The organism is Reinekea blandensis MED297, assembly GCF_000153185.1.
Taxonomy (GTDB): Bacteria; Pseudomonadota; Gammaproteobacteria; order Pseudomonadales; family Natronospirillaceae; genus Reinekea; species Reinekea blandensis.
Genome location: NZ_CH724155.1, coordinates 128,355 through 152,470, shown reverse-complemented (window position 1 = coordinate 152,470; position 24,116 = coordinate 128,355). Strand labels below are relative to the sequence as shown.

At 52.0% G+C, this 24,116-nt stretch carries 25 protein-coding genes; 14 read left to right on the top strand and 11 right to left on the bottom strand.

Going from position 1 to position 24,116, the window contains the following annotated elements; all coding sequences use genetic code 11:
- The first annotated feature begins 12 nt into the window (after positions 1-12).
- Together recF and gyrB are read left to right on the top strand one after the other, a co-directional pair.
- A complete protein-coding gene (gene recF / locus MED297_RS20105) occupies positions 13-1,107 on the top strand; it encodes a DNA replication/repair protein RecF (protein WP_008048310.1) in 1,095 nt (364 codons plus the stop codon).
- Complete coding sequence (gene gyrB / locus MED297_RS20100; protein WP_008048308.1) at positions 1,107-3,521, top strand: DNA topoisomerase (ATP-hydrolyzing) subunit B; 2,415 nt, start codon at positions 1,107-1,109, stop codon at positions 3,519-3,521. Before recF ends, gyrB begins: the two co-directional genes overlap by 1 nt.
- A gap of 115 nt (positions 3,522-3,636) precedes the next feature.
- Here the strand turns inward: gyrB and MED297_RS20095 are convergent, their stop codons facing one another.
- From MED297_RS20095 to MED297_RS20085, 3 genes are read right to left on the bottom strand one after another with little or no spacing between them, the layout of a single operon-like run.
- Complete coding sequence (locus MED297_RS20095; RefSeq protein WP_008048307.1) at positions 3,637-4,140, bottom strand: GNAT family N-acetyltransferase; 504 nt, start codon at positions 4,138-4,140, stop codon at positions 3,637-3,639.
- Positions 4,137-4,469 (bottom strand): MGMT family protein, encoded by a 333-nt coding sequence (locus MED297_RS20090; RefSeq protein ID WP_008048305.1) that lies wholly within the window; start codon positions 4,467-4,469, stop codon positions 4,137-4,139. The genes MED297_RS20095 and MED297_RS20090 overlap by 4 nt, the downstream gene beginning before the upstream one ends.
- Positions 4,466-4,954 carry a peroxiredoxin gene (locus MED297_RS20085; protein WP_008048303.1) on the bottom strand — a complete coding sequence of 163 codons (489 nt, stop codon included), beginning with the start codon at positions 4,952-4,954 and terminating at the stop codon, positions 4,466-4,468. The genes MED297_RS20090 and MED297_RS20085 overlap by 4 nt, the downstream gene beginning before the upstream one ends.
- A 181-nt stretch (positions 4,955-5,135) precedes the next feature.
- Here MED297_RS20085 and MED297_RS20080 point away from each other — a divergent pair, with 181 nt between their 5' ends.
- A complete protein-coding gene (locus tag MED297_RS20080; RefSeq protein ID WP_008048299.1) occupies positions 5,136-5,666 on the top strand; it encodes a GNAT family N-acetyltransferase in 531 nt (176 codons plus the stop codon).
- Between the two features lie 98 nt (positions 5,667-5,764).
- The gene (locus MED297_RS20075; RefSeq protein ID WP_154651024.1) at positions 5,765-8,122 is read left to right on the top strand and encodes a hybrid sensor histidine kinase/response regulator; all 2,358 of its coding nucleotides are present in this window, start codon (positions 5,765-5,767) and stop codon (positions 8,120-8,122) included.
- Between the two features lie 20 nt (positions 8,123-8,142).
- Here MED297_RS20075 and MED297_RS20070 read toward each other — a convergent pair whose 3' ends face one another.
- The 4 genes from MED297_RS20070 to MED297_RS20055 form a co-directional block, all read right to left on the bottom strand.
- Positions 8,143-9,573 (bottom strand): sensor domain-containing diguanylate cyclase, encoded by a 1,431-nt coding sequence (locus MED297_RS20070; protein ID WP_008048296.1) that lies wholly within the window; start codon positions 9,571-9,573, stop codon positions 8,143-8,145.
- Between the two features lie 102 nt (positions 9,574-9,675).
- Entirely contained in the window at positions 9,676-10,497 is an 822-nt protein-coding gene (locus tag MED297_RS20065; protein ID WP_008048295.1) for an endonuclease/exonuclease/phosphatase family protein, read from the bottom strand.
- 116 nt (positions 10,498-10,613) lie between these two features.
- Positions 10,614-11,255, bottom strand: coding sequence for a thiol:disulfide interchange protein DsbA/DsbL (locus tag MED297_RS20060; protein ID WP_040557728.1), 642 nt, complete (start codon positions 11,253-11,255; stop codon positions 10,614-10,616).
- Positions 11,256-11,398: 143 nt separating this feature from the next.
- Entirely contained in the window at positions 11,399-12,031 is a 633-nt protein-coding gene (locus MED297_RS20055; protein WP_008048293.1) for a c-type cytochrome, read from the bottom strand.
- 198 nt (positions 12,032-12,229) lie between these two features.
- Here MED297_RS20055 and yihA point away from each other — a divergent pair, with 198 nt between their 5' ends.
- The gene (gene yihA / locus MED297_RS20050; protein ID WP_008048292.1) at positions 12,230-12,853 is read left to right on the top strand and encodes a ribosome biogenesis GTP-binding protein YihA/YsxC; all 624 of its coding nucleotides are present in this window, start codon (positions 12,230-12,232) and stop codon (positions 12,851-12,853) included.
- On the opposite strand, the gene MED297_RS20045 is transcribed toward yihA, so the two are convergent.
- On the bottom strand, positions 12,844-13,749 hold the full coding sequence (locus MED297_RS20045; RefSeq protein WP_008048291.1) for a MaoC family dehydratase: 906 nt from the start codon (positions 13,747-13,749) through the stop codon (positions 12,844-12,846). The two genes, yihA and MED297_RS20045, sit on opposite strands and share 10 nt — an antisense overlap.
- Positions 13,750-14,018: 269 nt before the next feature.
- On the opposite strand from MED297_RS20045, the gene MED297_RS20040 reads away from it, so the two are divergent.
- Genes MED297_RS20040 through MED297_RS20030 form a run of 3 tightly spaced genes read left to right on the top strand, consistent with a single transcriptional unit; the run spans position 14,019 to position 15,868 of the window.
- Positions 14,019-14,255: a YheV family putative zinc ribbon protein gene (locus tag MED297_RS20040; RefSeq protein WP_008048290.1), complete on the top strand. Its 237-nt coding sequence runs from the start codon at positions 14,019-14,021 to the stop codon at positions 14,253-14,255.
- A gap of 54 nt (positions 14,256-14,309) precedes the next feature.
- Positions 14,310-14,777 (top strand): 5-(carboxyamino)imidazole ribonucleotide mutase, encoded by a 468-nt coding sequence (gene purE / locus MED297_RS20035; protein WP_040557784.1) that lies wholly within the window; start codon positions 14,310-14,312, stop codon positions 14,775-14,777.
- Positions 14,777-15,868 (top strand): 5-(carboxyamino)imidazole ribonucleotide synthase, encoded by a 1,092-nt coding sequence (locus MED297_RS20030; protein ID WP_008048286.1) that lies wholly within the window; start codon positions 14,777-14,779, stop codon positions 15,866-15,868. The genes purE and MED297_RS20030 overlap by 1 nt, the downstream gene beginning before the upstream one ends.
- Here the strand turns inward: MED297_RS20030 and MED297_RS20025 are convergent.
- Together MED297_RS20025 and MED297_RS20020 are read right to left on the bottom strand one after the other, a co-directional pair.
- Complete coding sequence (locus tag MED297_RS20025; RefSeq protein WP_154651023.1) at positions 15,852-16,535, bottom strand: hypothetical protein; 684 nt, start codon at positions 16,533-16,535, stop codon at positions 15,852-15,854. The genes MED297_RS20030 and MED297_RS20025 overlap by 17 nt on opposite strands.
- Before the next feature lie 96 nt (positions 16,536-16,631).
- The gene (locus MED297_RS20020; RefSeq protein ID WP_008048276.1) at positions 16,632-17,960 is read right to left on the bottom strand and encodes an MATE family efflux transporter; all 1,329 of its coding nucleotides are present in this window, start codon (positions 17,958-17,960) and stop codon (positions 16,632-16,634) included.
- 229 nt (positions 17,961-18,189) lie between these two features.
- Here MED297_RS20020 and coxB point away from each other — a divergent pair, with 229 nt between their 5' ends.
- The 4 genes from coxB to MED297_RS20000 all read left to right on the top strand — a co-directional run bounded on the left by coxB (position 18,190) and on the right by MED297_RS20000 (position 22,524).
- Positions 18,190-19,329, top strand: a complete 1,140-nt coding sequence (gene coxB / locus MED297_RS20015; RefSeq protein ID WP_008048274.1) for a cytochrome c oxidase subunit II — start codon at positions 18,190-18,192, stop codon at positions 19,327-19,329.
- An 11-nt stretch (positions 19,330-19,340) separates the two neighbouring features.
- Positions 19,341-20,927 carry a cytochrome c oxidase subunit I gene (gene ctaD / locus MED297_RS20010; protein ID WP_008048273.1) on the top strand — a complete coding sequence of 529 codons (1,587 nt, stop codon included), beginning with the start codon at positions 19,341-19,343 and terminating at the stop codon, positions 20,925-20,927.
- Between the two features lie 8 nt (positions 20,928-20,935).
- Positions 20,936-21,499 (top strand): cytochrome c oxidase assembly protein, encoded by a 564-nt coding sequence (locus MED297_RS20005; protein ID WP_008048271.1) that lies wholly within the window; start codon positions 20,936-20,938, stop codon positions 21,497-21,499.
- A 116-nt stretch (positions 21,500-21,615) separates the two neighbouring features.
- On the top strand, positions 21,616-22,524 hold the full coding sequence (locus tag MED297_RS20000; protein WP_008048269.1) for a cytochrome c oxidase subunit 3: 909 nt from the start codon (positions 21,616-21,618) through the stop codon (positions 22,522-22,524).
- Between the two features lie 22 nt (positions 22,525-22,546).
- Here the strand turns inward: MED297_RS20000 and MED297_RS19995 are convergent, their stop codons facing one another.
- A complete protein-coding gene (locus MED297_RS19995) occupies positions 22,547-22,774 on the bottom strand; it encodes a DUF2909 family protein (RefSeq protein WP_008048268.1) in 228 nt (75 codons plus the stop codon).
- Between MED297_RS19995 and MED297_RS19990 the strand changes: the two genes are divergently transcribed.
- Entirely contained in the window at positions 22,758-23,537 is a 780-nt protein-coding gene (locus tag MED297_RS19990) for an SURF1 family protein (RefSeq protein ID WP_161599323.1), read from the top strand. The genes MED297_RS19995 and MED297_RS19990 overlap by 17 nt on opposite strands.
- Positions 23,534-24,115 carry a hypothetical protein gene (locus MED297_RS19985; protein WP_008048266.1) on the top strand — a complete coding sequence of 194 codons (582 nt, stop codon included), beginning with the start codon at positions 23,534-23,536 and terminating at the stop codon, positions 24,113-24,115. The genes MED297_RS19990 and MED297_RS19985 overlap by 4 nt, the downstream gene beginning before the upstream one ends.
- Position 24,116 lies beyond the last annotated feature (1 nt).

The following is a 24,116-nucleotide window of genomic DNA, read 5'->3' as shown; positions in this document are numbered from 1 at the left end:
GACGCTGCTGGCGTGGCCGTCTTAACGCTCTCCTTTCAGGGCATTCGCAACCTGGCGAGTGCCCGCCTTAACCTCTCTCCCGGCGTCAACGTCTTTTACGGCGATAATGGCGCTGGTAAGACCTCAGTATTGGAAGCCATCCATCTGTTAGCGATGGCGCGCTCATTCAAGCTCGCGAGGACGCGCACCGTCGTGTCTCATGAGTTAGAAGAGTTGTTGGTCACCGGTGAGCTGGGTGACGGTTCACGATTGGGCGTACGACGCACACAGAAAGGCCAGGTGCAGATTCGACTCAATGGCGAGTCACTTGCTTCTCTGGCTCAGCTGGTCCATTTGATGCCTGTGCAACTGATTCATTCGGACAGTTTTGCACTGTTGGAAGGCAGTCCTGGCGATCGACGACAGTTCCTGGATTGGGGTGTTTTTCATCAGACGGTAGCGTTTCATGAGGATTGGCAACGGTTGCAAAAAAGCCTCAAAAACCGCAATTCTCTGCTGCGTTCTGGTAGAATAGAGCGTTCGCAACTGGCGGTCTGGGAGCGAGAATACATCGAAGCAGCGGAGCGAATCGACGGGTATCGTAAGCAGTATCTGGAAGGGTTTGTTCCTTGTTTTCACGATGTACTCAATCAGCTGGTCAGTCTTCCGGAACTGAGGATTCATTACTACCGTGGCTGGGACCGACAGAAGCCTCTGAATGAGGTGCTCGAACAGCAGCGTGATCGGGATATGAAGTTAGGGTATACCCAGTCCGGTCCGCAGCGAGCGGACATGCGAATTAAAGTAAATAAGGTTAACGCGGCGGATGAACTGTCTCGTGGACAGCAAAAGCTCGTGGTTTGTGCGCTTAAGATTGCTCAGAGTCTGTATCTTCAGCGGCAACAGAATCAGCCGACGGTTTTTCTGATCGATGATCTGCCGGCAGAACTGGATCATCATCATATTCAGCGATTGGGCGCGCTGATGGAAACATTGCAGAGTCAGGTCTTTATGACGTGTGTAGATCCTGCGCCCCTAAAAACGTTTTGGAAACACCCGGATCAGGTTCGTATGTTCCACGTGGAACATGGTGAAATCGGATCGGAGATGGCATTTGGAGACCCATAATGAGTGATAATTACGATTCCTCCAGTATTAAGGTACTGAAAGGATTGGATGCCGTGCGCAAGCGACCCGGTATGTACATTGGCGATACCGACGATGGCACCGGTCTTCACCATATGGTTTTTGAAGTGGTCGATAACTCGATCGACGAAGCCCTGGCAGGGCACTGTTCTGAAATTACCGTGACGATTCACCCGAACGAGTCTGTGAGTGTTGAAGACAATGGTCGCGGTATTCCGACGGAAATCCATGAAGAAGAAGGGCGATCGGCCGCTGAAGTGATCCTGACCGTCCTGCATGCCGGCGGTAAGTTTGACGACAACTCTTATAAGGTGTCTGGCGGTCTTCACGGTGTTGGGGTTTCAGTTGTGAATGCACTGTCCGCAGAGCTGAAGTTGACCATTCGCCGGGGTGGTAAGGTGCATGAACAGGATTACAGTCACGGCGTGCCGGTTGAGCCATTGAAAGTCGTTGGCGATGCAGACACCACCGGGACCAAGATTACCTTCTTACCGTCGTCAGGTACCTTTGCCAACATTAAGTATTCTTATGACATCCTGGCCAAGCGACTTCGCGAACTGAGCTTCCTGAATTCGGGAGTGGCGATTCGACTGAAAGATGAACGTACCGCCCAGGAAGATTACTTTCATTACGAAGGTGGCCTGAAGGCGTTCGTCACCTATCTTAATCGGAACAAGCAGACGTTGAATGAAGTCTTTCATTTCTCGTTTGAACGTGAAGAAGACGGCATTGGTGTTGAAGTGGCGCTGCAATGGAATGACAGCTATCAGGAAAACATCTTCAGCTATACCAACAACATTCCTCAGCGCGACGGTGGTACTCACCTGGCGGGTTTCCGAGCCGCGCTGACACGTACACTGAATAGTTATATTCAACAGGAAAACCTGTTGAAAAAGCAGAAGGTCGCAACCAGTGGTGATGATGCCCGCGAAGGGTTAACGGCCATTATTTCGGTCAAAGTGCCGGATCCGAAGTTCAGTTCCCAAACCAAAGACAAGCTGGTGTCTTCCGAAGTGAAACCGGCAGTCGAGCAAGAGATGTCGCGGGTATTTTCTGAATATCTGATCGAGCATCCGAACGAAGCGAAGGTTGTGGTCGGAAAGATGATCGACGCGGCCCGGGCTCGGGAAGCGGCGCGTAAGGCACGGGACATGACCCGCCGTAAAGGGGCGTTGGATATTGCCGGCCTGCCCGGTAAGTTGGCGGATTGTCAGGAAAAAGATCCAGCACTGTCTGAACTGTATCTGGTGGAGGGTGACTCCGCTGGCGGCTCCGCTAAGATGGGACGTGATCGGAGAACGCAGGCCATTCTGCCATTGAAGGGTAAGATTCTGAACGTTGAGAAAGCCCGCTTCGATAAAATGCTGCAATCGGCCGAAGTCGGTACGCTGATCACAGCATTGGGCTGCGGTATTGGCCGTGAAGAGTTTAATGTTGAGAAGCTTCGGTATCACAGCATTATCATCATGACCGACGCCGACGTGGATGGTTCACACATCCGAACGTTATTGTTGACCTTCTTTTTCCGTCAAATGCCGGAGCTGATTGAAAACGGACATGTGTACATTGCACAGCCGCCGTTGTTCAAAATCAAAAAAGGCAAGCAGGAAACCTATATTAAAGATGAGCCTGCATTGGAGTCGTATTTGTTGTCACAGGCTCTGGATGGCACATCACTGTATGTCAATGAAACGGCCCCAGCAATTACCGAACATCAGCTTGAGAATCTGGTCAGCCAGTTTAATGAGGTGCATGCGCGCATCGATAAGATGAGTCGGGTGTACCCGAAAGACGTACTTCAGCGCCTGATCTACAAGCCACGGTTGACTGTGGACATGCTCAAAGACCAGGCGGCCGTCGCCGAATGGGTCGACAGTCTGAGCGAGGATTTCCTGGACGTTACCAGCGGCAGCACCGTGTATCAGATTGTCATCACTGAAGATACGGAACGACATCTGTGGTTACCGAAAATTCAAGCCACCGCCCATGGGTTGATGACTGAATACGTCTTACCGCATGCGTTCTTCGGTAGTAATGACTATGACGCCATTGTCAGTCTGGGTGAGGTGTTAATGGATCTCATTGAAGAGGGTGCTTACATCCAGCGTAACGACAAGAAGCATGAAATCAGCAGCTTTGAAGAGGTTATTCAATGGCTGATGAAGGAAGCCAGTCGTGGGTACCAAATTCAGCGCTACAAAGGGTTGGGTGAAATGAACCCAGATCAGTTGTGGGAAACGACCATGGATCCGGAAGCGCGTCGTATGCTGCAGGTGACCATTGAGGATGCGATTGCCGCGGACCAGATCTTTACCACGTTGATGGGCGATGACGTTGAACCTCGGCGCCAGTTCATCGAAAGCAATGCTCTTCTGGTGTCGAATCTGGATTATTAACCTCGTTCACGCTCCATAATTTAAAAGCCCGGTTGATCCGGGCTTTTTTGTATTGAAAGATGTTCCACGTGGAACATTGAGAAGGCTAGGGGGAGCATCAATAACAAAAAGAACGCTATCGCAGCTTTTTCTCCATCCATAGTACAGAGTGGTAGAGATCAAACTTTCGTCCTGCTTCATGCAAAGTGCCAACATCGTAAAAGCCAAACTTACGATGCAACCCTACGGAAGCATCGTTTGGCAGGGTAATCAGCGCGTGTGCGCGGTGAACATCTTCATCTGCCAGCCGAAGAAACAAGGCTTCGTAAAGCTTTGACCCCAGACCCTTAACCGAGTTCTGATGATCGGTATAAACGCTGACTTCGACGGATGTATCGTAAGCCGCTTTTGGGCGCAAAGTTCCGCTGTTGGCATAGCCTAGTATCTGTCCATTGTCTGCTTCAGCGACCAGGCATTGATGGCGACCAGTCTCGGCAAACTGTGAAAACCAGGGCATTCGTGTTTCTGCGGTGTAGGTTTGCGTATCGAAGGTAACGGCTGTCTTACTGATGTAGTGATTGAGTATGGTCACCAGAGCGTTTAAATCTGACTGATTAACGGGGCGAATGGTTATGTTCATGAGCGAACTTGGGTTTCCTTAATGTTCTGACCAGCCGGCGCAGATGTCGGCCAGTATCGATCCAGGGGAAAGCGTCCGCGGTCATCTGGAATCAATCCTTCTTCCGCTAAGCGCTGATATTGGCGGGGGGCTCCGGGATGTTCAGTTATTTTTCGCTGACTGTTAATGATCCGAAACCAGGGCAGTTCGGTATCGCGCGGAAGGGTTCTCAACCAAGCCTGAACTTGCCGCACATGCACACCACATAAATCTGCCAGTCGACCATAGCTGGTGTAATAGCCCTGGGGGATTCCGGCCAAAGTCTGGTAAAAAACCGTACGATCGGTCATGCCTTGCCCAGATAAGTTAACACGGCTTCTGCACTGGATTGCTCAAAAGAGCCGGGTTGATCCAGCCCGAACCATTCAACGATGCCGTCATTGATGACCATCGCGTAACGCTGAGATCGGACACCCATGCCTCTTTCGGTTAAGTCGACCGCCAGGTCCATGGCTTCACTGAGGTCGGCGCTGCCATCGGCAATCATGCGAATGGCTTCCGCATTTTGCTGCTCCCCCCACGCGTGCATGACCCATGCATCATTGACGCTTAAGCAGAGAATATCATCGATGCCCTGCTGCTTGATCTGATCGGCAGCGACAACGAACCCGGGTAAATGAGCAGCACTGCACGTTGGCGTAAAGGCACCGGGTAGAGCGAACAGAACGACTCGACGATTTGCAAACAGGCTGTCAGTAGAAAGGGGTTGTGGTTGATTCTCACGCCATTCGTGAACAGTGATGGAAGGGACAGTTTCACCAATCTGGATAGGCATCTCAGGGTCTCTTGGCAATGTTTCAGCCAGTTACTGGGTTTAGAATGGTTTTTACTTTAACCGGTTCTCAACGGTACTCAAGCTTTTCCCTTCCATTTCGGCATTAGGATGGATCTGGTATTGGCCTTTGATGGCTGTTAACTTTAAGCCCTCCATTTTTAAAGAGTTACCAGTGGATTCCATGTCTTCTTACCGTATTCGGTCCCTGAGCGCTGACGACAATGAGGCGATGGCGGCCCTGATCCGAACCGTGCTCGGTGAGTTCGATGCCGACCGCCCGGGTTTTGCGTCATCTGACCCGGAAATGGCTGATCTGTATCGGGCTTATGATCGACCCAGCCACGCTTACTGGGTTGCAGTCGATGATTCTGGTGAGGTTGTGGGTGGTGTTGGTATTGCGCCATTGGAGCCGGCAATAAACGGGGTTTCTGAGTTACGAAAAATGTATCTTCATCCAAAGGCTCGGGGACAGGGTGTGGGACGAGCGCTGTTAACGAAAGCGCTGGCCTATGCTGAACACCACTATCGGTGGTGCTATCTGGAAACATTGGTGCGAATGGATCGCGCACAGGCGCTGTACCGTCAAGCCGGTTTTATGTCATTACCATCGCCGCTTGTTGATACCGGCCATCATGGTTGTGATCGCTGGATGTTGCTGGAGTTTTCAGCAGATCACCGTTTCTCCGGATCTGATGATACAATCGGTGGCTGACTCGATTGCCAGGTGAACACCTGAAACATCATTGACGGCATCGTTGTAAGGCCGCTGTGCAAGCAGCGTTTCGGATATAAGAAACAAGGAATCAGGGATTGAGGCGTTTTTTAACTGAGTGGCTGTGGCCCTGTTCAATCATACTGTTGACCATGATGACCGAAGTGAGTGCACTGGAAAATGTCGCTCCGAAGGTGATTGTGCTCGACAATGATCCTTTTTCGGATGTGGGTGAGTACCTGGAAATCCTGCCGGATCCTAATAGTGAGTACTCACCTTTTGAGATTGTTCTGCCGGAATGGGCGAATCGATGGTCTTCGGTCGATGAACCGACTTTGAATCTCGGATACGTTAACAGCCCGTATTGGTTACGGCTGAACATTGATGCATCGGCGTCTATCTATAAACAGTGGGACATGATTGTCTCAACCGCGATGCTCGATTACATCGATCTTTATCAGGTCTTTCCCGATACCGGTCCCCGGTTGGTTTACCGTTCCGGTACCCGTCGAGCCTTCAGCAATCGTGAAGAGGATCATCGCTACTTCATCGTACCGCTGGAAATCTATAACCAACCTTCAGAGCCCACCAGTTTTCTCATTCGAATAGAAACAGAAGGTTCGTTTTACGTACCTGTGCAGCTTTACCCAGCCAATGACTTCTGGGCACCACTGCAGAAAGCGGACGTTGTGAACTGGATGTTTTACGGCGTTATCCTGGCGATGGCGTTATACAACCTGTTTTTGTTCGCCACGGTCCGTGATGTCAGTTACCTCTATTACGTACTTTTCATCACCACCTTTGCCTGTCTGCATCTGTCATTGGATGGCTATATTTTTCAACATGTCTGGCCGGAAAGTATGGCCTACTCGCCCATTCCGGATACTTTGTTGTCGGCGGGTTCGCTCATTTTCGGGCTGCTGTTTATTACGTATTTTCTCAATCTGAAGTCTGAACTGCCCCTGCTGAACCGGATTATTCAGGTCATGATCGGAATCATGCTGGCGGTTATCGCGTTGGCGCTGTACTACCCCGGCCTGCCCATCGACAGCTGGACGGTTCCGTTGATGGGCACCTTGTTGCTTATGGCGGTGTTGATTGGTGTTTATGCGGCCTTTAAGGGACTGGTGACCGCGCGGTATTTCACTCTGGCGTGGGTGGTTTTTGCTGTCGGTAATCTATACCTGGTACTGGTATTGACCGGTACCAACCTGTTGCCTGTTCCACCGCTGATGGTGTCCAAAGCGGCTGCTTTTGCCGAAGCTATGTTGTTGAGTTTCGCTTTGGCGCATCGGATTCGAGTCTTACGGGAAGAACGACAAAAACAACAGCTCAAGGCCGAAGCACAGAGTTACTTTTTAGCGCAGATCAGTCACGAAATTCGTACGCCATTGAACGGAGTGCTTGGAACGGTGGACCTGCTCGATCAAACACAACTGGATGAAGAGCAGAAAAAATACATCGAAACCATCCAGTCTTCCGGGAAATCCTTGTTGAACCTGGTGAACGACGTTCTGGATTACTCGCGGATTGAAGCCGGAAAGATGACCGTCGTTGAAGAACAGATTCATATACAGGACCTTTTCCGACATCAGGTTGAACTGTTCCGGGCTCAGGCCAATCAGAAATCATTGAACTTTAAACTGACGATTGATCCGAATGTGCCTGAATGGATTCTCAGTGATGCTCAGCGTATTCGGCAGATCGCAACGAACCTGATTTCTAATGCGATTAAGTTTACCGATCAGGGTCAGGTGGTGGTGTCATTATCCTCAACCCGGCGCAACGGCCATCCGTATTTGTCGATTCAGGTCAGAGATACCGGTATTGGCATCGCCAGTCACGAAATCGCGCATCTGTTTGATGCCTATCAGCAAGTGGATGTTGGTAAGCGTCGTGTCTATGGCGGCACCGGGCTTGGTTTGGCGATCAGTCAGCAGTTGGTGGATCTACTCGGCGGAACCATCACCGTGCAGAGTCAGCAGAATCAAGGGTCTGAGTTTACCGTACAGTTGCCACTGAAGACCCGGACACTGAGCGCACCGCCGACCGCGAACGTTGAAACGGCGTTGTCCCGATCGTTGTCCATCCTGGTGGCCGAGGACAATGTGGTCAATCAAAAGGTTATTGAGGGTTTGTTGGTAAAACTGGGGCATTCGGTGACGGTTGTCCCTGAGGGCGGTCAATCCGTCTCTGAGCGAATGAATCCGGAAGCCAGTTACGATCTCATACTCATGGATTGCGAAATGCCGAAAATGGATGGCTATGAGGCGACAAAGCTGATTCGCCAATATGAGAAAGCGAATGCCTTACCTCAGATTCCGATTGTGGCGTTAACCGCCCATGCTTTGGATGACGTTCGCCGACGGTGCCTGAAATGCGGAATGAACGACTTTTTAACCAAACCGATCAACACTCAACAGCTGATTCGCACCATGAATCACCTGTTTGTGTGATTTTATATGATAGTAAGTACTCACTGATTAGCTTTGGTGACCCGGTTTCGGCCTTCTCGCTTACTGACGTACAGGGCGGCGTCAGCCCGGTCGAGCCAGGATTCCAACGTCTCATTAACCTGTCTCTGTGCGACCCCGGCTGATACCGTCAGGTTGACGGGTGTGTTCTGATAGTGGAACGGACGGGTTTCAACATGACGGCGAAGCTTATCAACGGCGGTTAGTCCTTCTTCGAGCGTTGTCTGCGGCAGCAACAAGACAAACTCTTCGCCACCAAACCGGGACAGAAAGTCCGACTCTCGGCAGACCCGCTTCATTTCCTTGGCCATCATTTTCAACACCTTGTCACCCACCAGATGCCCGAACTCGTCGTTAATGCGTTTAAAGAAATCAATGTCGATGATGGCAATGCTGAGTGCCTGATCATAGCGTTCCGCTCTGGCCAATTCGGCGCTCAGGCGTCGGTCGAACCCCTGTCGGTTTGGCAGCCCGGTTAACGGATCCAACATGCTCAGTTGTCGTTCTTTGTGCAGCTCGGTTAGCAGATTGCGATTCTCTTTTTCCAGGTCGATGACGTGAGCCGTCATTTCTGCTTTGCTCTTTTGCAGGGTCTGCAGTTTTGACTCATAACTGGATTGATAGGCTTCCAGGCGACTGGCTATGCTATCGAGCGACGTTAGCAACTCGCTTTTCAGTGTTTCAACCTGATAGTGCCGATCAATCTTTTCCCTTGCTTCATGCATTTGAGCGTTAATGCTGTCGTTAAAGCTGGCGTGCAGCTCCTTCAACTCAGCGAGGGTGGTGGAGTCGGCTTCAACAATCTGCTGAATGCGCGTCAGTTTGGCATTCAGTTCAGACAAATACCCTTCGAATTGTTGCTTTTCTTCCTGCAGACGGTCGTTCAGCAAGTGAATGGTTTTTTGAGCCAGTTCATCGAGCATCGACCAGTTTGGGTTTTCATCAAGGCGACTGGTCAGTTGCGTTAAGGTTCCGCTGGTGTCGCCCATCAACATCAGCGTTTCAATCAATGCTTTAAAACGAACGGTTAATCGCTTTCGTACGTCTTCCAGATCTGGTGAACCGGGCTCAGCAGGATCGAACCGGCTTAGGGTTCGAAAGTGCCGCGCCAGAGGTTCGGCAATACTGAGCAGATCCGTCAGCAGAGGGGTTTCCTTGTTCAACGGAGAAAGAATAGTCTGCCCCTGTTCATCGAGCAGTTGTTGAAACAGGGCCCGAAAGGTATCGATACTGTGTTGTGTCTGTCCTTCCAGTTCGTCATAGACCGTTTCCACCTGCGTCATCGCATCCTGGAAGGTATCCAGATGAAACGGCTGCTCCCGCAAGGCAGCTTTTAGCTGGACTAGCTTTTTATCCAGTGCATGATCGAACCCCATCAACATCAGGGTCAGGCTGGTGGTGCCGCGATTGAGCCCATTCAGCTCTTCAGACATGACTTATACCCTCAGAAGGCGCTTTAGATTTTATTTTGTGGCGAAGTATAGCTGACTCAAACGGGTCTGGATTGTCAGGTGTCATAGGTAAAGTGGTCTGACCTAAGCGTTGGGCAGTTCAATCTCGATGGCGACGGGCAGGTGATCAGACATCATAAAGTCCAAGACGCCCACTTTGTGGATGATGATGTGCTGACTGACCAGAATCTGGTCCAGGCATTTGCTTGGCTGCCAGCTCGGATAGGTCGCGCGCGCGTGAGAGGCCTTTAAACCACAGTCGTGCAGGGGTGAGTCGTACAGTATACGCAGACTGTCTGTGTTGAGATCACCCATGATGATTGCGTGGTTGTACTGGCGGATGATGTTTCGAATGTATTTCAGTTGCAGATCCTGATGTTTTTTCCCCAAAGCTAAATGGGCTATGACAATGATCAGTGGATCCTTTTCACCGAGTTCAAAGGCGATGGCGCCGCGGCCTTTAATGCCGGGCAAGGCGTGATTGCTGACGCGCACGGGCGTGACATCACCTATGACACCGTTGCTGTGCTGAGCCATACGGCCCAGATTACGGTTTAGCTGTTGATGCCAGAATTGTTTATCGGCCGCTTTAGCAAGGTAATGAATCTGGTTAGTGAACTGACTTCGGAAACTGCCGCCATCGACTTCCTGTAATGCGATCAGATCGAAATGACGAATGAGCTCGGCGATCTGTTGAAGATTATTTTCCCGGCGATGGTGCGGTAGAAAGTGCTGCCACGACCGCAGCAGATAATCGTGATAACGGCGAGTGTGTATGCCTACCTGGATGTTGTAAGACAGCAGTTTCAGGGTGTTTTCACGTTCACTGGGATCACCATGCAGATAGTGATGCCAGGGTTCGAGATGAACCGGCGGTTTTTGCTTTTGATAACCCGACAGACGCATGTAGATTGCTCAGAACTTAAGTGTGTCTCAAAGAAGTTTAGCAGGTCATAGAGGGGTTGTTGGGTAAATAGAGGGGAAAGACCGGCATCCGTTCGTGCCGGTCTTCAGGAGCGGTATTACTGCTGTTGAGCATCGCGCTCAATGAGATATTTGGCTACATAGAGTGCCATTTCGTTGCTGCCGACAGCACCGGAATCAATAACGTATTTGCCATTGGCGATGATGGTTGGCGTACCACCGATACGGCTGTTACCGGTCAGTTGTACGGATTTTTGTACCATGGGATCGACGCCAAAGGAATAGGCCGTGTTCATGTACTTTTCTTCATCGACGCCCAGCTTGTCTTCGAACAGTTGAGCGAACTGAGCATCTGTGCGCAGGGCACGGCGTTCACGGTGAATGGTGTTGAAGATTTCACGATTCGCCTCTTCCCCAATTTTCAGCACCTGAGCGACGTAGTAAGCGCGAACTTCCGGTTCGTTACGCGGGTTGAACATCACCGGCACCTGAGTAAAGCGGATGTTGTCCGGCTTTTCGTCCAGGAAGCGCTCGATGGCGGGCTCGAAGTTATAACAATGAATACAGCTGTAGCTGAAAAACTCCATAATCTCGCCAATCTCATCGCCGCGATAGGTTGTTTTGAGCGGGTTGCTGAGGACGGTGTAGTGCACGCCTTCTTGGTATCGTGTGTCTTCCTCGGCCCAGGCGGTCAAAGACAGCAGAGTGATCAGGCTCAGCGTGAGCATGCGTTTTATCATGGATATTTCCCCATCAGGTTGGCCCGCGCATGCGGACGTCAGTTTGTCTGTGTGCCGAACTATAATTCAAAAAAAAACGAGACAGACGGTGTCTGGCTCGTTTTTCAGTATCTTTACGGCGACTGAACGTCGCCTGAATCGACTTAGTGAAGGCCTTGAATGTAGCTGGCGAGCGCTTCGATCTCGAAGTCTTTCAAGCGGAAAGCGATGCTGCGCATCATCATGGCGTCGCCATCGTTTGTACGAACATCATCAGCCGGTTCTTCAGCACGGTAACCGCGGGCAAACTTCATCAACTGTGAAGCCGTATACTCAGCATGTTGTCCGCCCAGTGCCGGGAAACCACCAACAGAGTTGCCCTGGCCTGTTGGAGAGTGACAACCGCTGCAGGCCGGTACACCGGTTTCGGCATTACCCGCTTTATAGAGTGATTCACCTAACTCAACCAGTGCAGGATCGGCTTCACCCACCTGAATGGTTTGGGAAGCGTAGTAGGCTGCAATGTCTTCAAGCTGCTGATCGGTGAAGGGGTCGAGCAGGCCGCTCATGGTCAGAATAACGCGATTACCGCTTTTGACGTCCATCAGCTGTTTTAATAAGTAGGGCTCACCCTGGCCGGCCAGTTTTGGAAATGTTCCGACAGCGCTGTTACCGTCTGCTCCGTGGCAACCTGCGCAGACTGCCGTTAATGCTTCACCGGCTTCAGCGTCACCCGCAGCGTGTGTGAACCCGGACAGACCGGCAATAACGAAAAGGCTAACGATCAGTTTCTTCATGACGAATCCTGCGTACTTAATCTTGTTGTAAGGCCCGACCAGCACGAACGCCGATCTGAAATTGGCCGTAGTATATAGATGTCGCGGGCTGAATAGAAGAAATGTCCCGGTAATCCGATAGAGGCGGACAAATTGAAGGGGCTGTGAATCGGGTTTTTCGTTACACTGTGCGCCGGATATTTATTACTGAGTTAACGCATGAGCCTAAAGTATGACTCCGCACAGTTTCTGACCAGTGCGGCAAAATTCAGTCAGTGCCCGACCGATACCGGGGCTGAAGTCGCCTTTGCCGGGCGATCCAACGCCGGGAAGAGTTCCGCACTCAACGCGCTGACGCGTAACTCAAAACTTGCCCGAACCTCGAAGACTCCGGGTCGAACTCAGTTATTGAACTTTTTTACCCTCAGCAGTGACGAACACCGGTTGGTCGATTTGCCCGGCTATGGTTATGCCAAAGTTAACCGGAACATGAAGCAGGACTGGGAAGAACACATCGGTGAATATCTGGCAGAACGGTTGAGTCTGAGAGGATTGGTTCTGGTTATGGACATTCGACACCCGATGACAGAATTTGACCAGATGATCATCGATTGGGCGGTCGAAACAGAAATGCCGTTGCTGGCACTTTTGACCAAGGCAGACAAGCTGAAACGCGGCCCGGCCAAGAGCACCTGGCTGAAAGTTCGTAATCAGTTGCAGACCCGGGCGCCCTGGCTGGATGCGCAGATGTTCAGTGCACTGAAAAAAGACGGCGTAAGCGATCTGACCCGGTGGTTAGATGGCCAGCTGTTGGAAGAGATTCCGCCAACCGATCAGCCATAAATGTACTGTCCGCGTACCAGCAGGTTCCCCTCTTTATCCAACAGTTCGAAATGGTCCAATGTACAGACCAGTGTCGGTGTTGAGGGTTGAGCAACCGGACGCACAAACTCAATGTCCATGGAGCGGATGCTGCCATTCCAGTGTTCGCCCAGTCGGGCAATAATGAGATTGAGCGTGCACAGACCCTGTACAAAGGATTTTTTATGTCCGAACAGTTTCGCACCAAGCGTGGAAATGTGTAGCGGGTTCAAATCGCCGGACAGTTTTCCATACTTTTGCCCCATGCCGCGACTGATGGTCAGCGGAATGCGATCGGCCAATGAGTTGTCCTTCAGCTCTGATTTCGCACGCCGTTTGGGCAATGGTTCTTCGGTCAGGTTCAAACTCGCAACAAAGTCTTCATCCAGCCCGGCCACATAGAGTTCATCTTCAAGGGTCATCACATCACGCCCGGTGACATCCTTAACCACCGATTGGAATCGGATGAGCACCGCTCGTTTGCTGTGAGGGCGTGCGCCCAAATAATGAACATAAGTGCTGTAATGTTGATTGACCCGGAAGCCTTCGGGGTGAAGCATCAATAGCCGGCTGCTCATGTGCATGATGCGTGAAAAGCTTATACCGATTTCTTTCAAAACCTGCATCAGCGCCCAGACACCGGCGGGCGCGCTGAACGTAAAGGCCTGAGGGGCCGTGCCGTCGTAGTTCACCAGCGACATCCAGGCTGCATGCTTTTTTTCGTCCAAAAACCAGCTGGTTTTCATGGGCGGGAGCGTTGCATCGAGTGCCAGAGATTCTTCCTGTTGCAGCGACTGAAAGACCTTCAGGTAGAAACGACCGGCGTATCCGAAACCGGAAGAGGGAGTTTCAAACCATCGGGATTTTCTGGACGTCATAACAGCTCCATACCAGCGGACATTGCGTAATGATTGTTTTTGGGCAGCAGCGCGACTTGGCGTTTCACCACCGTGGTGGTATCCAATCACATTCGGGTCAGTATAACATAAGGCATCGCTAAACTAGCCGAACCCGGATGGCGACCCAACGATAATTCACATGAACGGCGTGGGTAAATCGACTGCAGAACTGACCGTTTAGGCAGCTTATTCGCCATGACGGACAGCGGTACGGTCGGTATACTACGCGGCTTTACCGACGGGGCATTATGAAAAAACGATTTATTGCCGGGGTGGTTTGCCCGAAATGCGGAACTCAGGACAGCATCATGGCGTCTGAGGACGAGACTGAAAAAGTGATGATTCGTGAGTGCGTTGAGTGCGGCTTTACGGATCGGCTCAGTACCGTCGTGAACACCCCGAAAGAAATGAAGACCCGGGTGACCCCCGAAGCTCCTGCTCCGTCAGACGATACCGTTCAGGTCGTCCGAATACTCAAACCCTGATTAAGGAAAAGGCCGGTGAGTGAAGCAAACCGCGATGCCGTAGTTGGTGTCATTATGGGATCCCAGTCGGACTGGGCAACAATGAAACACACCTCTGACACGCTGACAACGCTTGGCATTCCACACGAATGCCGGGTCGTCTCCGCGCACCGTACGCCGGATCTGCTGTTCGACTACGCGGCCAATGCCGATGACCAGGGTTTGCAGGTGATTATCGCCGGTGCCGGTGGCGCGGCTCATCTTCCTGGTATGTGTGCGGCGAAAACGCATCTGCCGGTGCTCGGTGTGCCGGTACAGAGCTCAATGCTCAGCGGTGTCGATTCATTGCTCAGTATTGTGCAGATGCCGGCGGGTATTCCGACGGGTACGCTGGCCATCGGTCGTGCGGGTGCTGTGAATGCGGCACTGATGGCGGCGAGTATTTTGTCGCTGCAGGATGACGGCGTTAAAGAACGGTTGCAGCAGTTCCGACAGACGCAGACGGATCAGGTTCTGGCTCGTCCGATTCCGGGAGAAGACTAATGAAGTTGGGCATAGTCGGTGGTGGTCAGTTAGGGCGCATGATGGCTCAGGCGGCGTCGCCTTTGGGCGTTAAAACGATATTAATGGATCCAGCTGACGATGCGTGTGCCGGTGACGTGGGTCAGCTGATCACGGCCGCATTTGACGATTCAACTGCGGCTGGCGAGTTAGCCCGATCGGTCGATGCCGTCACCTTTGAATTTGAAAACGTGCCGCCGGAGACGGTTGAGGCGCTTTCAGAGCAAAAGCCTGTGTATCCGCCTGCCGAAGCGTTGCGCGTTGCCCGCGATCGCTGGCATGAAAAATCTTTGTTTCAATCTCTGGGGATTCGCACGCCACCGTTGGCGCTGGTGGACGATCAGGACAGTTTGGAAGCCGGCGCTGAGCGAGTCGGGTTTCCCTGTGTGTTGAAAACCCGAACGCTGGGATATGACGGTAAAGGTCAGAAAGTGCTGCGCTCACGGGCCGATCTGGTAGGTACCTTTGATGAACTGGGTTCAGTACCGATGATTCTGGAAGGCTTTATCGATTTTGAGTTTGAAATCTCCTGCATTGGCGTTCGTTCCCAGACCGGGCAGTCTGTATTTTATCCGGTGGTTGTAAATGAGCATCGCCAGGGGATGCTGTATCGCAGTGAACCCATGCCGCTTTCTCCCTTGCAGACCGTGGCTGAGAATGCTGTCAAAGCCGTAATGGATGCGCTGGACTATGTCGGCACCATGGCGTTTGAGTTCTTTGTCCGAGGGGATGAACTGATCGCGAATGAGATTGCACCGCGAGTGCATAATTCCGGACACTGGACCATTGAAGGCGCTCGATGCAGTCAGTTCGAAAATCACGTTCGCGCCGTACTGGGGTTGCCGTTGGGTGCCACCGATCTGGTTGGTCCTGTGGTCATGTATAACATCATCGGTCAGCGCCCGCCGATTGCGGATATCCTGAAAGTGCCCGGGGTTCACTGGCACGATTACACCAAAGCAGAGCGACCTGGTCGGAAGATCGCGCATCTGACAATCAGTGCCAAGACTTCGGAACAGTTGGAGATTCGCGCCAAGCGAGTCGAAGAGCTGTTGGTTAACGACCTGGGTTAAACATCGCGTGTGAACCGGACGTAGGCCAGGCGCTGACATTCAGATCGTATTGTTCAAAAAAGCAGGGCCACGGGGCTTCTTGGTGGCTCGGTTTATCTGTTGTGACGTCGTCAGGTGTCTGCTTCATCAGCTTTTCGGTCAACTCCATTGCCGTCACTTCCAACTGGGCGGCGAACGACTGCCCGATAAACTGATGCATCAATAAGTTCGTCTTCGTCATGTTCCAGGGCAACACCGGATGACCGCAGTGACACATCAGATGATCGTGCAGTTCCTCAATCAGTCGATGTCCAAAAAACACCGAGTCCTGAACCGACAATAACCCTTTGACGGTCGACGTTGTCGAATCATTCTGAAAATACTGTGCAATGATGAACAGGGCGTTCTCACCCACCTGATGCCATTGGTACTGTTGGCAGCCTTGATCAAACGCCTCCATGACGGACGGCAGACTTTGACTGTAGCCCAGAACAAGCTGATAGAGCTTACGTTCAGTGTCGACAGCGGAATCCGGAGGCGAGAGAGACAACATCCGAACGTATCGGTGAATGACCACGCTCAGCGTTGGGTCAGCTCGTGTGTTTTGACACAAGGGGTCGATACACAATCGCACCTGTTGAGCTAAAGGATGTGACGTTGTAGTGGTCGACTGTGGTTTGAAAGGCATGGCAATTGTCCGGGTAAACGGAGAATGACCACGTCGTGCAGTCAAAGACCGTAAAGCGTTGGCACAAGTTTAGTGCAATACCCCGGTTTACGATGTTTAAGGCCAGAGTTTTTTGTAAAAAACCGTCAACAGCCAAACCGAACGAACCGCAAAAAAAGCATTGAAGCAGACCCACAGAGCGGAGTGGTTGTGCCCCCACAGTAGTGTCAGGCAGACGAACAGAACAAAGGCACTGACAACGGAGTTGCGCATATCCTTCGAGCGCCGGGCGCCAATAAATACACCATCCAACCAGAAGGCCAGACCGCCGGATAGCGGCAATAAAACGACCCATCTTAACTGCTGTTCTGCGTAGGCGATGACCGCAGGTTGCTCCGAGAGCACATCGATAAACAGGTTGCCACATAACCAGAAGAGCGCACTGAGCAGACCCATAAATCCCAGATTCAATATGCCGCTAACGGTCCAGATTTGTTTCAGACGTTGCGGGTTGCCTTCGCCGAACGCATGGCCGGTTTGAGCCTCCGCCGCGGCGGCGGTACCGTCCAGAAAATGCGAAATTAACGTGAAGAAAGCCAGCAACACGCCATTGGCGGCCAATGCCAGCTCGCCGAACTCAGCGGTTAACCGATTGAACCAAACAAAGGATGACAACAACACAAACGTACGAATAAACAGATGGCGGCTGACTTTGAAAATGGGTCGATAGTCAGACCACCGGAAGCTGAGCGTTGACTGATCAGGGTCTGATTTCGGCGTCAGCTCAAGCAGAGTACGGCGAAGGTGCCAGAGAACCAATAGCAGTCCGAGGTATTCGCTGATGACGGTGCCAATGGCAATGCCGGCCGTCGCCAGATCAAAGCCAAACACCAGCAGCGCGTTGAGGCCGATGTTCATTAACTGGGTAAGGCTCAGCGAGTACAGGCTGACACGGGTGTTCTGCATGCCGATAAAAAAGCCCAGTAAGGTGATGTTGAGCACAATGGCCGGGACACCCCACATGCGGATTTGCAGATAGAGCGTTGATTGTTCGGCGACGCCGGCCGGTGGCGAGATTAACCAGACACCCGCCTGAATGAGCCAGGGGTGAGCAAATAAGGTCAGCACGATCAACACAGACGCGACCAGAAGGTAGCGTTTGAGCACCTGCAAAACATCGCTGTAGGCTTCGCGGCCCATGGCTTGCGAGGTAAAGCCGCTCAGGCCCATGCTGAGAAAGTTAAAGCCAAAGAACACATACGCCATCAGACTGCCCGCTGCCGTGACCCCGGCCAGAAAAACAGGATCCGGCAGGTGCCCGAGAATGGCCGCGTCGGCCAGACTGAGCAGGGGTAACGACAGATTGGCTAAGATGACGGGCCAGGCCAGTGCCCAGGTTTTTTCAAACGTGTTTCTCAGTTCGTGACGTTCACGAGAGTCGGTCATAAAAAATTATTCTTTTCTTTTTTGAGTTAAGTCATTGTTTTAAGTCACTTTTTTCAAAGAAAAGAGTGGACATTCTTCTTTCTAAGACATTTTGATGCTTGGGATTTGAAAAAAACACTGTTTATACTGGTTTGGTAACAATCTTAACCGGTTTGCCGACGGAGTACCGGAGAGAGTACTGCTGTCCGCGGTTTAAGCCCTAACAATAAAAACAAGAAAGAGGTGAAATATGCCTAGCAAGCTGCTCAAAGGCGGCGTGGCATTATTCGCCGTCCTGTTGTCTGCTGTCACGCAGGCCGACTGGACGTTGAATATGCCACAGGGAGTGACAGACATCAGCGATCAGGTATACAGCCTGCATATGCTGACGTTCTGGGTGTGTGTTGGCATCGGCGTTGTCGTTTTCGGCGTCATGTTTTACTCCATCATCAAGCATCGGCGGTCAAAAGGCGCGGTCGCCGATAATTTCCATGAGAGCACCGCCGTGGAGCTTGCCTGGACGCTGATTCCAGCGGCCATCATTGTGTATATCGGCATTCAGGCATTCCCGGTGCTGAAAAACATGTACGACTTTGAAGATTCTGAGCTGACCGTCGAAATCGTCGGTTACCAGTGGAAGTGGCGTTACACCTATCTATCCGACGATCCAACGCAGCAGGTCAGTTACTTTTCCAATCTGGCGACACCTGCGGAACAAATCAGAAACCGTACGGACAAAGGCGAAAACTATTTGCTTGAAGTTGATGAGCCTCTGGTTCTGCCCGTTGGTTCTAAGGTTCGCTTTGTCCTGACCGCTGCAGACGTGATTCACAGCTGGTGGGTGCCACAGCTAGGGGTCAAGAAAGACGCCATTCCCGGCATCGTCAATGAGTCCTGGACCATTATTAACGAGCCCGGCATTTACCGAGGTCAGTGCACCGAGTTATGCGGTAAAGACCATGGCTTTATGCCGGTGGTGGTGCAGGCGCTGCCACAGGCCGAGTTCGACGAGTGGATGGCCGGTAAAAAAGAAGAAGCCGCCAAACTGGCTGAGCTGACTCAGAAAGACTGGACCTATGACGAACTGATGGAAGTAGGTGAGTCGGTTTATCAGAAAAACTGTGCGTCCTGTCACCAGGCCAATGGTGAGGGCTTACCACCAACCTTCCCGGCATTAAAAGACAGCCCGATTGCGACTGGCGATGTCATGGCGCACATCGACATCGTGGTGAATGGGTCCGCCCAGAACCCGGCGATGGCTGCCTTTGGTCCCCAGCTAAGCGAAGTGGACCTGGCCGCGGTGATTACCTACGAGCGTAACGCCTGGGGTAATGACACCGGAGATATGGTGACCCCGGTCGATATTCTTAACTACAACGCCGGCCAATAAGGAGAGCTCTGATGACTACGACGACTCACGATCATCACGACGATCACGCACATCACGGTCCGGCGAAGGGTCTTGCCCGCTGGCTGTTTTCGACCAACCACAAGGATATCGGAACGCTCTACCTGTGGTTCTCATTTGCCATGTTCTTCCTCGGTGGCGTTTTTGCCATGGTGATTCGGGCAGAGCTGTTCCAGCCCGGATTGCAACTGGTGGAACCGGCGTTCTTTAACCAGATGACGACCATGCACGGTTTGGTGATGGTCTTCGGGGCGGTCATGCCGGCGTTTGTCGGTCTGGCTAACTGGATGATTCCGCTGATGATTGGTGCGCCGGATATGGCGTTGCCGCGGATGAATAACCTGTCGTTCTGGATTCTGCCATTTGCCTTCGCCATGCTGGCGAGCACGCTGTTTATGGAAGGCGGTGCACCGAACTTCGGCTGGACATTCTACGCCCCCTTGTCGACGACCTATGCGCCGCCCAGTGTGACCTTTTTTATCTTTGCCGTGCACATCATGGGTGCCAGTTCGATCATGGGTGCGATCAACGTGATTGCGACCATTATCAACATGCGCGCTCCGGGCATGACCTGGATGAAGCTGCCGCTGTTTGTCTGGACCTGGTTGATTACGGCCTTCCTGCTGATAGCGGTGATGCCGGTACTGGCTGGCGTGGTCACCATGATGCTGATGGACATTCACTTCGGGACGGCATTTTTTGATGCTGCCGGTGGTGGTTCGCCGGTGCTGTTCCAGCACGTGTTCTGGTTCTTCGGTCACCCAGAAGTGTACATTATGATTTTGCCGGCCTTTGGCGTGGTTTCGGCGATCATTCCGGCGTTTTCCCGTAAGAAACTGTTTGGTTACAGCTCCATGGTTTACGCCACCGCGTCGATTGCTTTTCTGAGCTTCATCGTCTGGGCTCACCATATGTTTACCGTAGGGATTCCATTCGCTGGCGAGCTGTTCTTTATGATCGCCACGATGCTCATTGCGGTACCGACCGGCGTGAAGGTGTTTAACTGGGTAACGACGATGTTCCGTGGTTCATTGACGTTTGAAACGCCCATGCTGTTTTCCATTGCGTTTGTTGTCCTGTTTACCATCGGCGGTTTTTCCGGCCTGATGTTGGCCGTCGCTCCGGCCGATTTCCAGTATCACGATACGTACTTTGTGGTCGCGCACTTCCACTACGTGCTGGTGCCGGGTGCCGTGTTCTCGATCATGGCAGCGGCCTATTACTGGCTGCCGAAATGGTCAGGGCGGATGTACAACGAAACGCTGGGCAAAACCCACTTCTGGTTGAGTTTTGTCGGTGTCAACGTCACGTTCTTCCCGCAGCATTTTATCGGGTTGGCGGGCATGCCACGCCGAATTCCGGATTATGCCGTGCAGTTTGCCGACTTTAATATGGTCTCCAGCATTGGCGCCTTTTTGTTTGGTGCCAGCCAGCTGTTGTTCCTGTTTATCGTCATCCACACCATCGTGGCGGGTAAAAAAGCAAAAGCAAAACCCTGGGATGGTGCAGAAGGCCTAGAATGGACGGTACCGTCACCGGCACCATTCCATACCTTTGATACGCCACCGAAAGTGGACTGAGGGGTGTTATGACTGAGCAGACTGACGCACCGAAATCGCATCTGAAAGTCGTGCTGACCTCCCTTGCGGTCGTCGTCGCGATGGTGCTGTTCGTGTTTTACGTGCTGCGACCGATGTATTACCTGATCTGTGAATGGACCGGTATTACCGGCAGTACGTTCGAAACGGCGGAAGCGCAGCCGTTTGAAGTCCAGACCGACCGGCCCATTCGTGTTCAGTTTCTGGCGACCAATAACGCCACCATGTCGTGGCAGTTTCGTCCGGTGCAGACCGAAGTCATTGCTCACCCGGGTGAGCTGATTCAGGTGAGCTATTACGCTAAAAACGCCAGTCGTCGGGATATGGTGGCGCAGGCCGTGCCCAGTCTGACGCCGTTTGAAGCGACCAACTATTTTCTGAAAACCGAGTGTTTCTGCTTTAACCAGCAGCCACTGGCATCGGGTGAAGACACCGAGATGGGGTTGGTGTTTCAGATTGATCCGGACCTGCCGGATTGGGTGAAGACCATAACGTTGACGTACTCGTTATTTGATGTGACAACCGCATCCGGAACGGCGCGGTTGGATAAATAACAATTGGAAAACCGGGTGATTAAGTTGATCGACGACCGGCATCGTGGGGTCGTTGGAACCGAATAAAATGAAGTGAAACGCTTCGAAGGATAACAACAATAACAGTGGAGAGAGCTATGTCCGCAACCAGCGACAATCACGCGAGCGAACACGAGCACTATTTTGTACCGGCTCAGAGTCGCTTGCCGATCTATACCGCATTAGCCATGTTTCTGATGGTTTATGGCGCAGGGTCCATGTTCAACGCTATGACACAGGGGCATGACTCCAATGGTGAATGGATTATGTTCATCGGTTTTCTAGGTCTTGCGTTTGTTTTGTACCAGTGGTTTTCGGCGATCATCAAAGAGAATCATGCCGGACTGGTCGGTGACCAGCTGAACCGTTCTTATGTCTGGGGCATGAGCTGGTTTATTTTCTCGGAAGTGATGTTCTTTTTCGCGTTCTTTGGCGCGCTGTTTTATCTGCGAACCTTTGTTGGCCCATGGATTGGTGGCGAAGGAGCCAAGGGCGTGACCAATATGCTGTGGGAAGGCTTTGAATACAGCTGGCCGATGTTAAGCAACCCGGATAACGATGCCTTTGTTCCGCCACACGATGTAATTAACCCGTGGCATTTGCCGTTGATCAACACCCTGATTCTGGTGACGTCTTCGGTGACGTTGACCATCGCTCACCATGCCCTGGAAGCTGGCAAACGCAAGCAACTGAACATCTGGCTGGGTGCAACCATCGTGCTCGGTCTGGTGTTTTTGTTTTTCCAGGCAGAAGAATACATCGAAGCTTATTCGCATCTGGGGCTGACACTGGCTTCGGGCATTTATGGATCCACGTTTTTCATGTTGACGGGCTTCCATGGTGCGCATGTGACCATCGGGACCTTCATGTTGATTGTGCAGTTTTTCCGCTCATTGCGCGGCCATTTTGAGCCAGAAGATCACTTTGGCTTTAAAGCGTCCGCCTGGTATTGGCACTTTGTCGATGTGGTCTGGGTTTGCCTGTTTGTCTTTGTGTATATCCTGTAACGTCGGTGTGATTGGACGGGGCTCAATAGCGCCCTGTCCATGGCGCTCCCATGGTCAGCTCACCCATAAAAAAACCAATGGCTGTCACCAGAATAATCGCCACGGCCAAACTGACCCGGATCACCAGCCACTTAAACGTATTTGATTGGTTTTGGGCGTCGTCCCGGTCAGTAAACAGAGATTTCAGTGCGCCCGATAATGACACCAGCATGGCCAGAATCAGCAGTATCAGGATGACTTTGAACAGCATAGGCTCTCCCCATCAGCGTTCGACTCAACGGTTCCATCCCGGCAAGCCTCTTTGGTTTTTTGTTGTTGTGTTTTTGCCCTTGTTTGTATCTTTGGGCGTTTGGCAGCTTAACAGAGCAACGGAAAAAGAACAGTTGCTGGCTCAGCAGGCGGAAACCATTGAATTATCACAGATAGAAGCCGGTCAGGTTCCGTTGAATCAGCAGTCAGTGATATCTGGCCGGGTACAGTCAACGCCCGTGTTCTTGCTCGACAATAAAACCCGGGATGGACAGTTTGGTTACGAAGTCTTTGGTCTGGCCCATACGGCGGAAGGGTCGGTGATGTTGTCGCTGGGCTGGGTTGCCGGCTCGGCGGAGCGTCAGCAGCTCCCGGAGCTGACCTTGCCGCCGGCGATTGTGCAGCAGGCAATCACCTGGCGAATGCCACCAACCAATGCGGTACTGGATGAACAGGCAAACGTGCGTCACGCCGACCAATCGGATGTCTGGGTTGTTCAGGCCATGACCACCGACTGGGTGCAACAGCAAACCGGGCATCGCCCGTTAGGTTTTGCTCAACTGAATGACGCCGAGGCCGTAGGCGTCGGTCCGGTGATATGGCAGCCGTCTGTCATGACACCCGCTAAACACCGGGCATATGCGGTGCAATGGTTTGCCATGGCGGTGGCTTTACTAAGTATGTTTTTGTATGCCGGTTTCCGCTCCTCGGACTCAAAAGCGAGCGGTCAAAACAATAACAAGCAACGAGGAAAGAACGAGTGAATTCTGACACGGCGACACCCGCAGTTAAGTACAGTAAAACGCAGCTGCTGATTATTCTGCTGACCCCTATTCTGGTCGTCATCAGTTCGAGCGCTCTGTATTTCAGTGGTTGGTTGATTCCCGAAGAAACGTCCAACAACGGTACGTTATTGGACCCGGTTTTATCAGTGACCGACTTTGGCTTGGCACCGGTTGAAATCACCGATGAACGACAATGGCAGCTGATTCAGTTCTCGCCGAACTGCACTCAGGCGTGTCTGGACAAGGTCTATACGCAACGGCAAATGCACATCGCGCTGGGTAAGTACCAACCCAGAATTCAGCGGGTGTTGATGACCAACACGGATGTTAGTGCAGCGCTGGGTACTGAGTATCCGCAACTGAACACCAGCGGTGTCCGCATGAGTGATTTATCTCAGGCGCTTGTTTCGCGCGTCCCGGCAAACGATCTTACCGATCATCCGGTGTTTGTGGTCGACCCGTTTGGCAACATCATGCTGTATTTCACTTCAGAGCATGATTACAAAGCGCAGATGTCCGATCTGAAGAAACTGTTGAAGAACTCCACCATCGGTTAAG

Coding starts and splice junctions, on each gene's coding strand:
- MED297_RS19995 (WP_008048268.1), bottom strand. CDS start 22,774: ATGCTGTTCAAAGTCATCCTGATACTGCTGATTCTGGCCATGCTGGTG.
- MED297_RS20065 (WP_008048295.1), bottom strand. CDS start 10,497: ATGCGTCTGTCGGGTTATCAAAAGCAAAAACCGCCGGTTCATCTCGAA.
- MED297_RS20085 (WP_008048303.1), bottom strand. CDS start 4,954: ATGCCTATCCAGATTGGTGAAACTGTCCCTTCCATCACTGTTCACGAA.
- MED297_RS20080 (WP_008048299.1), top strand. CDS start 5,136: ATGTCTTCTTACCGTATTCGGTCCCTGAGCGCTGACGACAATGAGGCG.
- coxB (WP_008048274.1), top strand. CDS start 18,190: ATGCCTAGCAAGCTGCTCAAAGGCGGCGTGGCATTATTCGCCGTCCTG.
- MED297_RS20070 (WP_008048296.1), bottom strand. CDS start 9,573: ATGTCTGAAGAGCTGAATGGGCTCAATCGCGGCACCACCAGCCTGACC.
- purE (WP_040557784.1), top strand. CDS start 14,310: ATGGGATCCCAGTCGGACTGGGCAACAATGAAACACACCTCTGACACG.
- ctaD (WP_008048273.1), top strand. CDS start 19,341: ATGACTACGACGACTCACGATCATCACGACGATCACGCACATCACGGT.
- MED297_RS20020 (WP_008048276.1), bottom strand. CDS start 17,960: ATGACCGACTCTCGTGAACGTCACGAACTGAGAAACACGTTTGAAAAA.
- MED297_RS20000 (WP_008048269.1), top strand. CDS start 21,616: ATGTCCGCAACCAGCGACAATCACGCGAGCGAACACGAGCACTATTTT.
- MED297_RS20030 (WP_008048286.1), top strand. CDS start 14,777: ATGAAGTTGGGCATAGTCGGTGGTGGTCAGTTAGGGCGCATGATGGCT.
- MED297_RS20025 (WP_154651023.1), bottom strand. CDS start 16,535: ATGCCTTTCAAACCACAGTCGACCACTACAACGTCACATCCTTTAGCT.
- MED297_RS20045 (WP_008048291.1), bottom strand. CDS start 13,749: ATGACGTCCAGAAAATCCCGATGGTTTGAAACTCCCTCTTCCGGTTTC.
- MED297_RS20005 (WP_008048271.1), top strand. CDS start 20,936: ATGACTGAGCAGACTGACGCACCGAAATCGCATCTGAAAGTCGTGCTG.
- MED297_RS20090 (WP_008048305.1), bottom strand. CDS start 4,469: ATGACCGATCGTACGGTTTTTTACCAGACTTTGGCCGGAATCCCCCAG.
- MED297_RS19990 (WP_161599323.1), top strand. CDS start 22,758: ATGACTTTGAACAGCATAGGCTCTCCCCATCAGCGTTCGACTCAACGG.
- MED297_RS20095 (WP_008048307.1), bottom strand. CDS start 4,140: ATGAACATAACCATTCGCCCCGTTAATCAGTCAGATTTAAACGCTCTG.
- MED297_RS20060 (WP_040557728.1), bottom strand. CDS start 11,255: ATGATAAAACGCATGCTCACGCTGAGCCTGATCACTCTGCTGTCTTTG.
- MED297_RS20055 (WP_008048293.1), bottom strand. CDS start 12,031: ATGAAGAAACTGATCGTTAGCCTTTTCGTTATTGCCGGTCTGTCCGGG.
- gyrB (WP_008048308.1), top strand. CDS start 1,107: ATGAGTGATAATTACGATTCCTCCAGTATTAAGGTACTGAAAGGATTG.
- yihA (WP_008048292.1), top strand. CDS start 12,230: ATGAGCCTAAAGTATGACTCCGCACAGTTTCTGACCAGTGCGGCAAAA.
- MED297_RS20040 (WP_008048290.1), top strand. CDS start 14,019: ATGAAAAAACGATTTATTGCCGGGGTGGTTTGCCCGAAATGCGGAACT.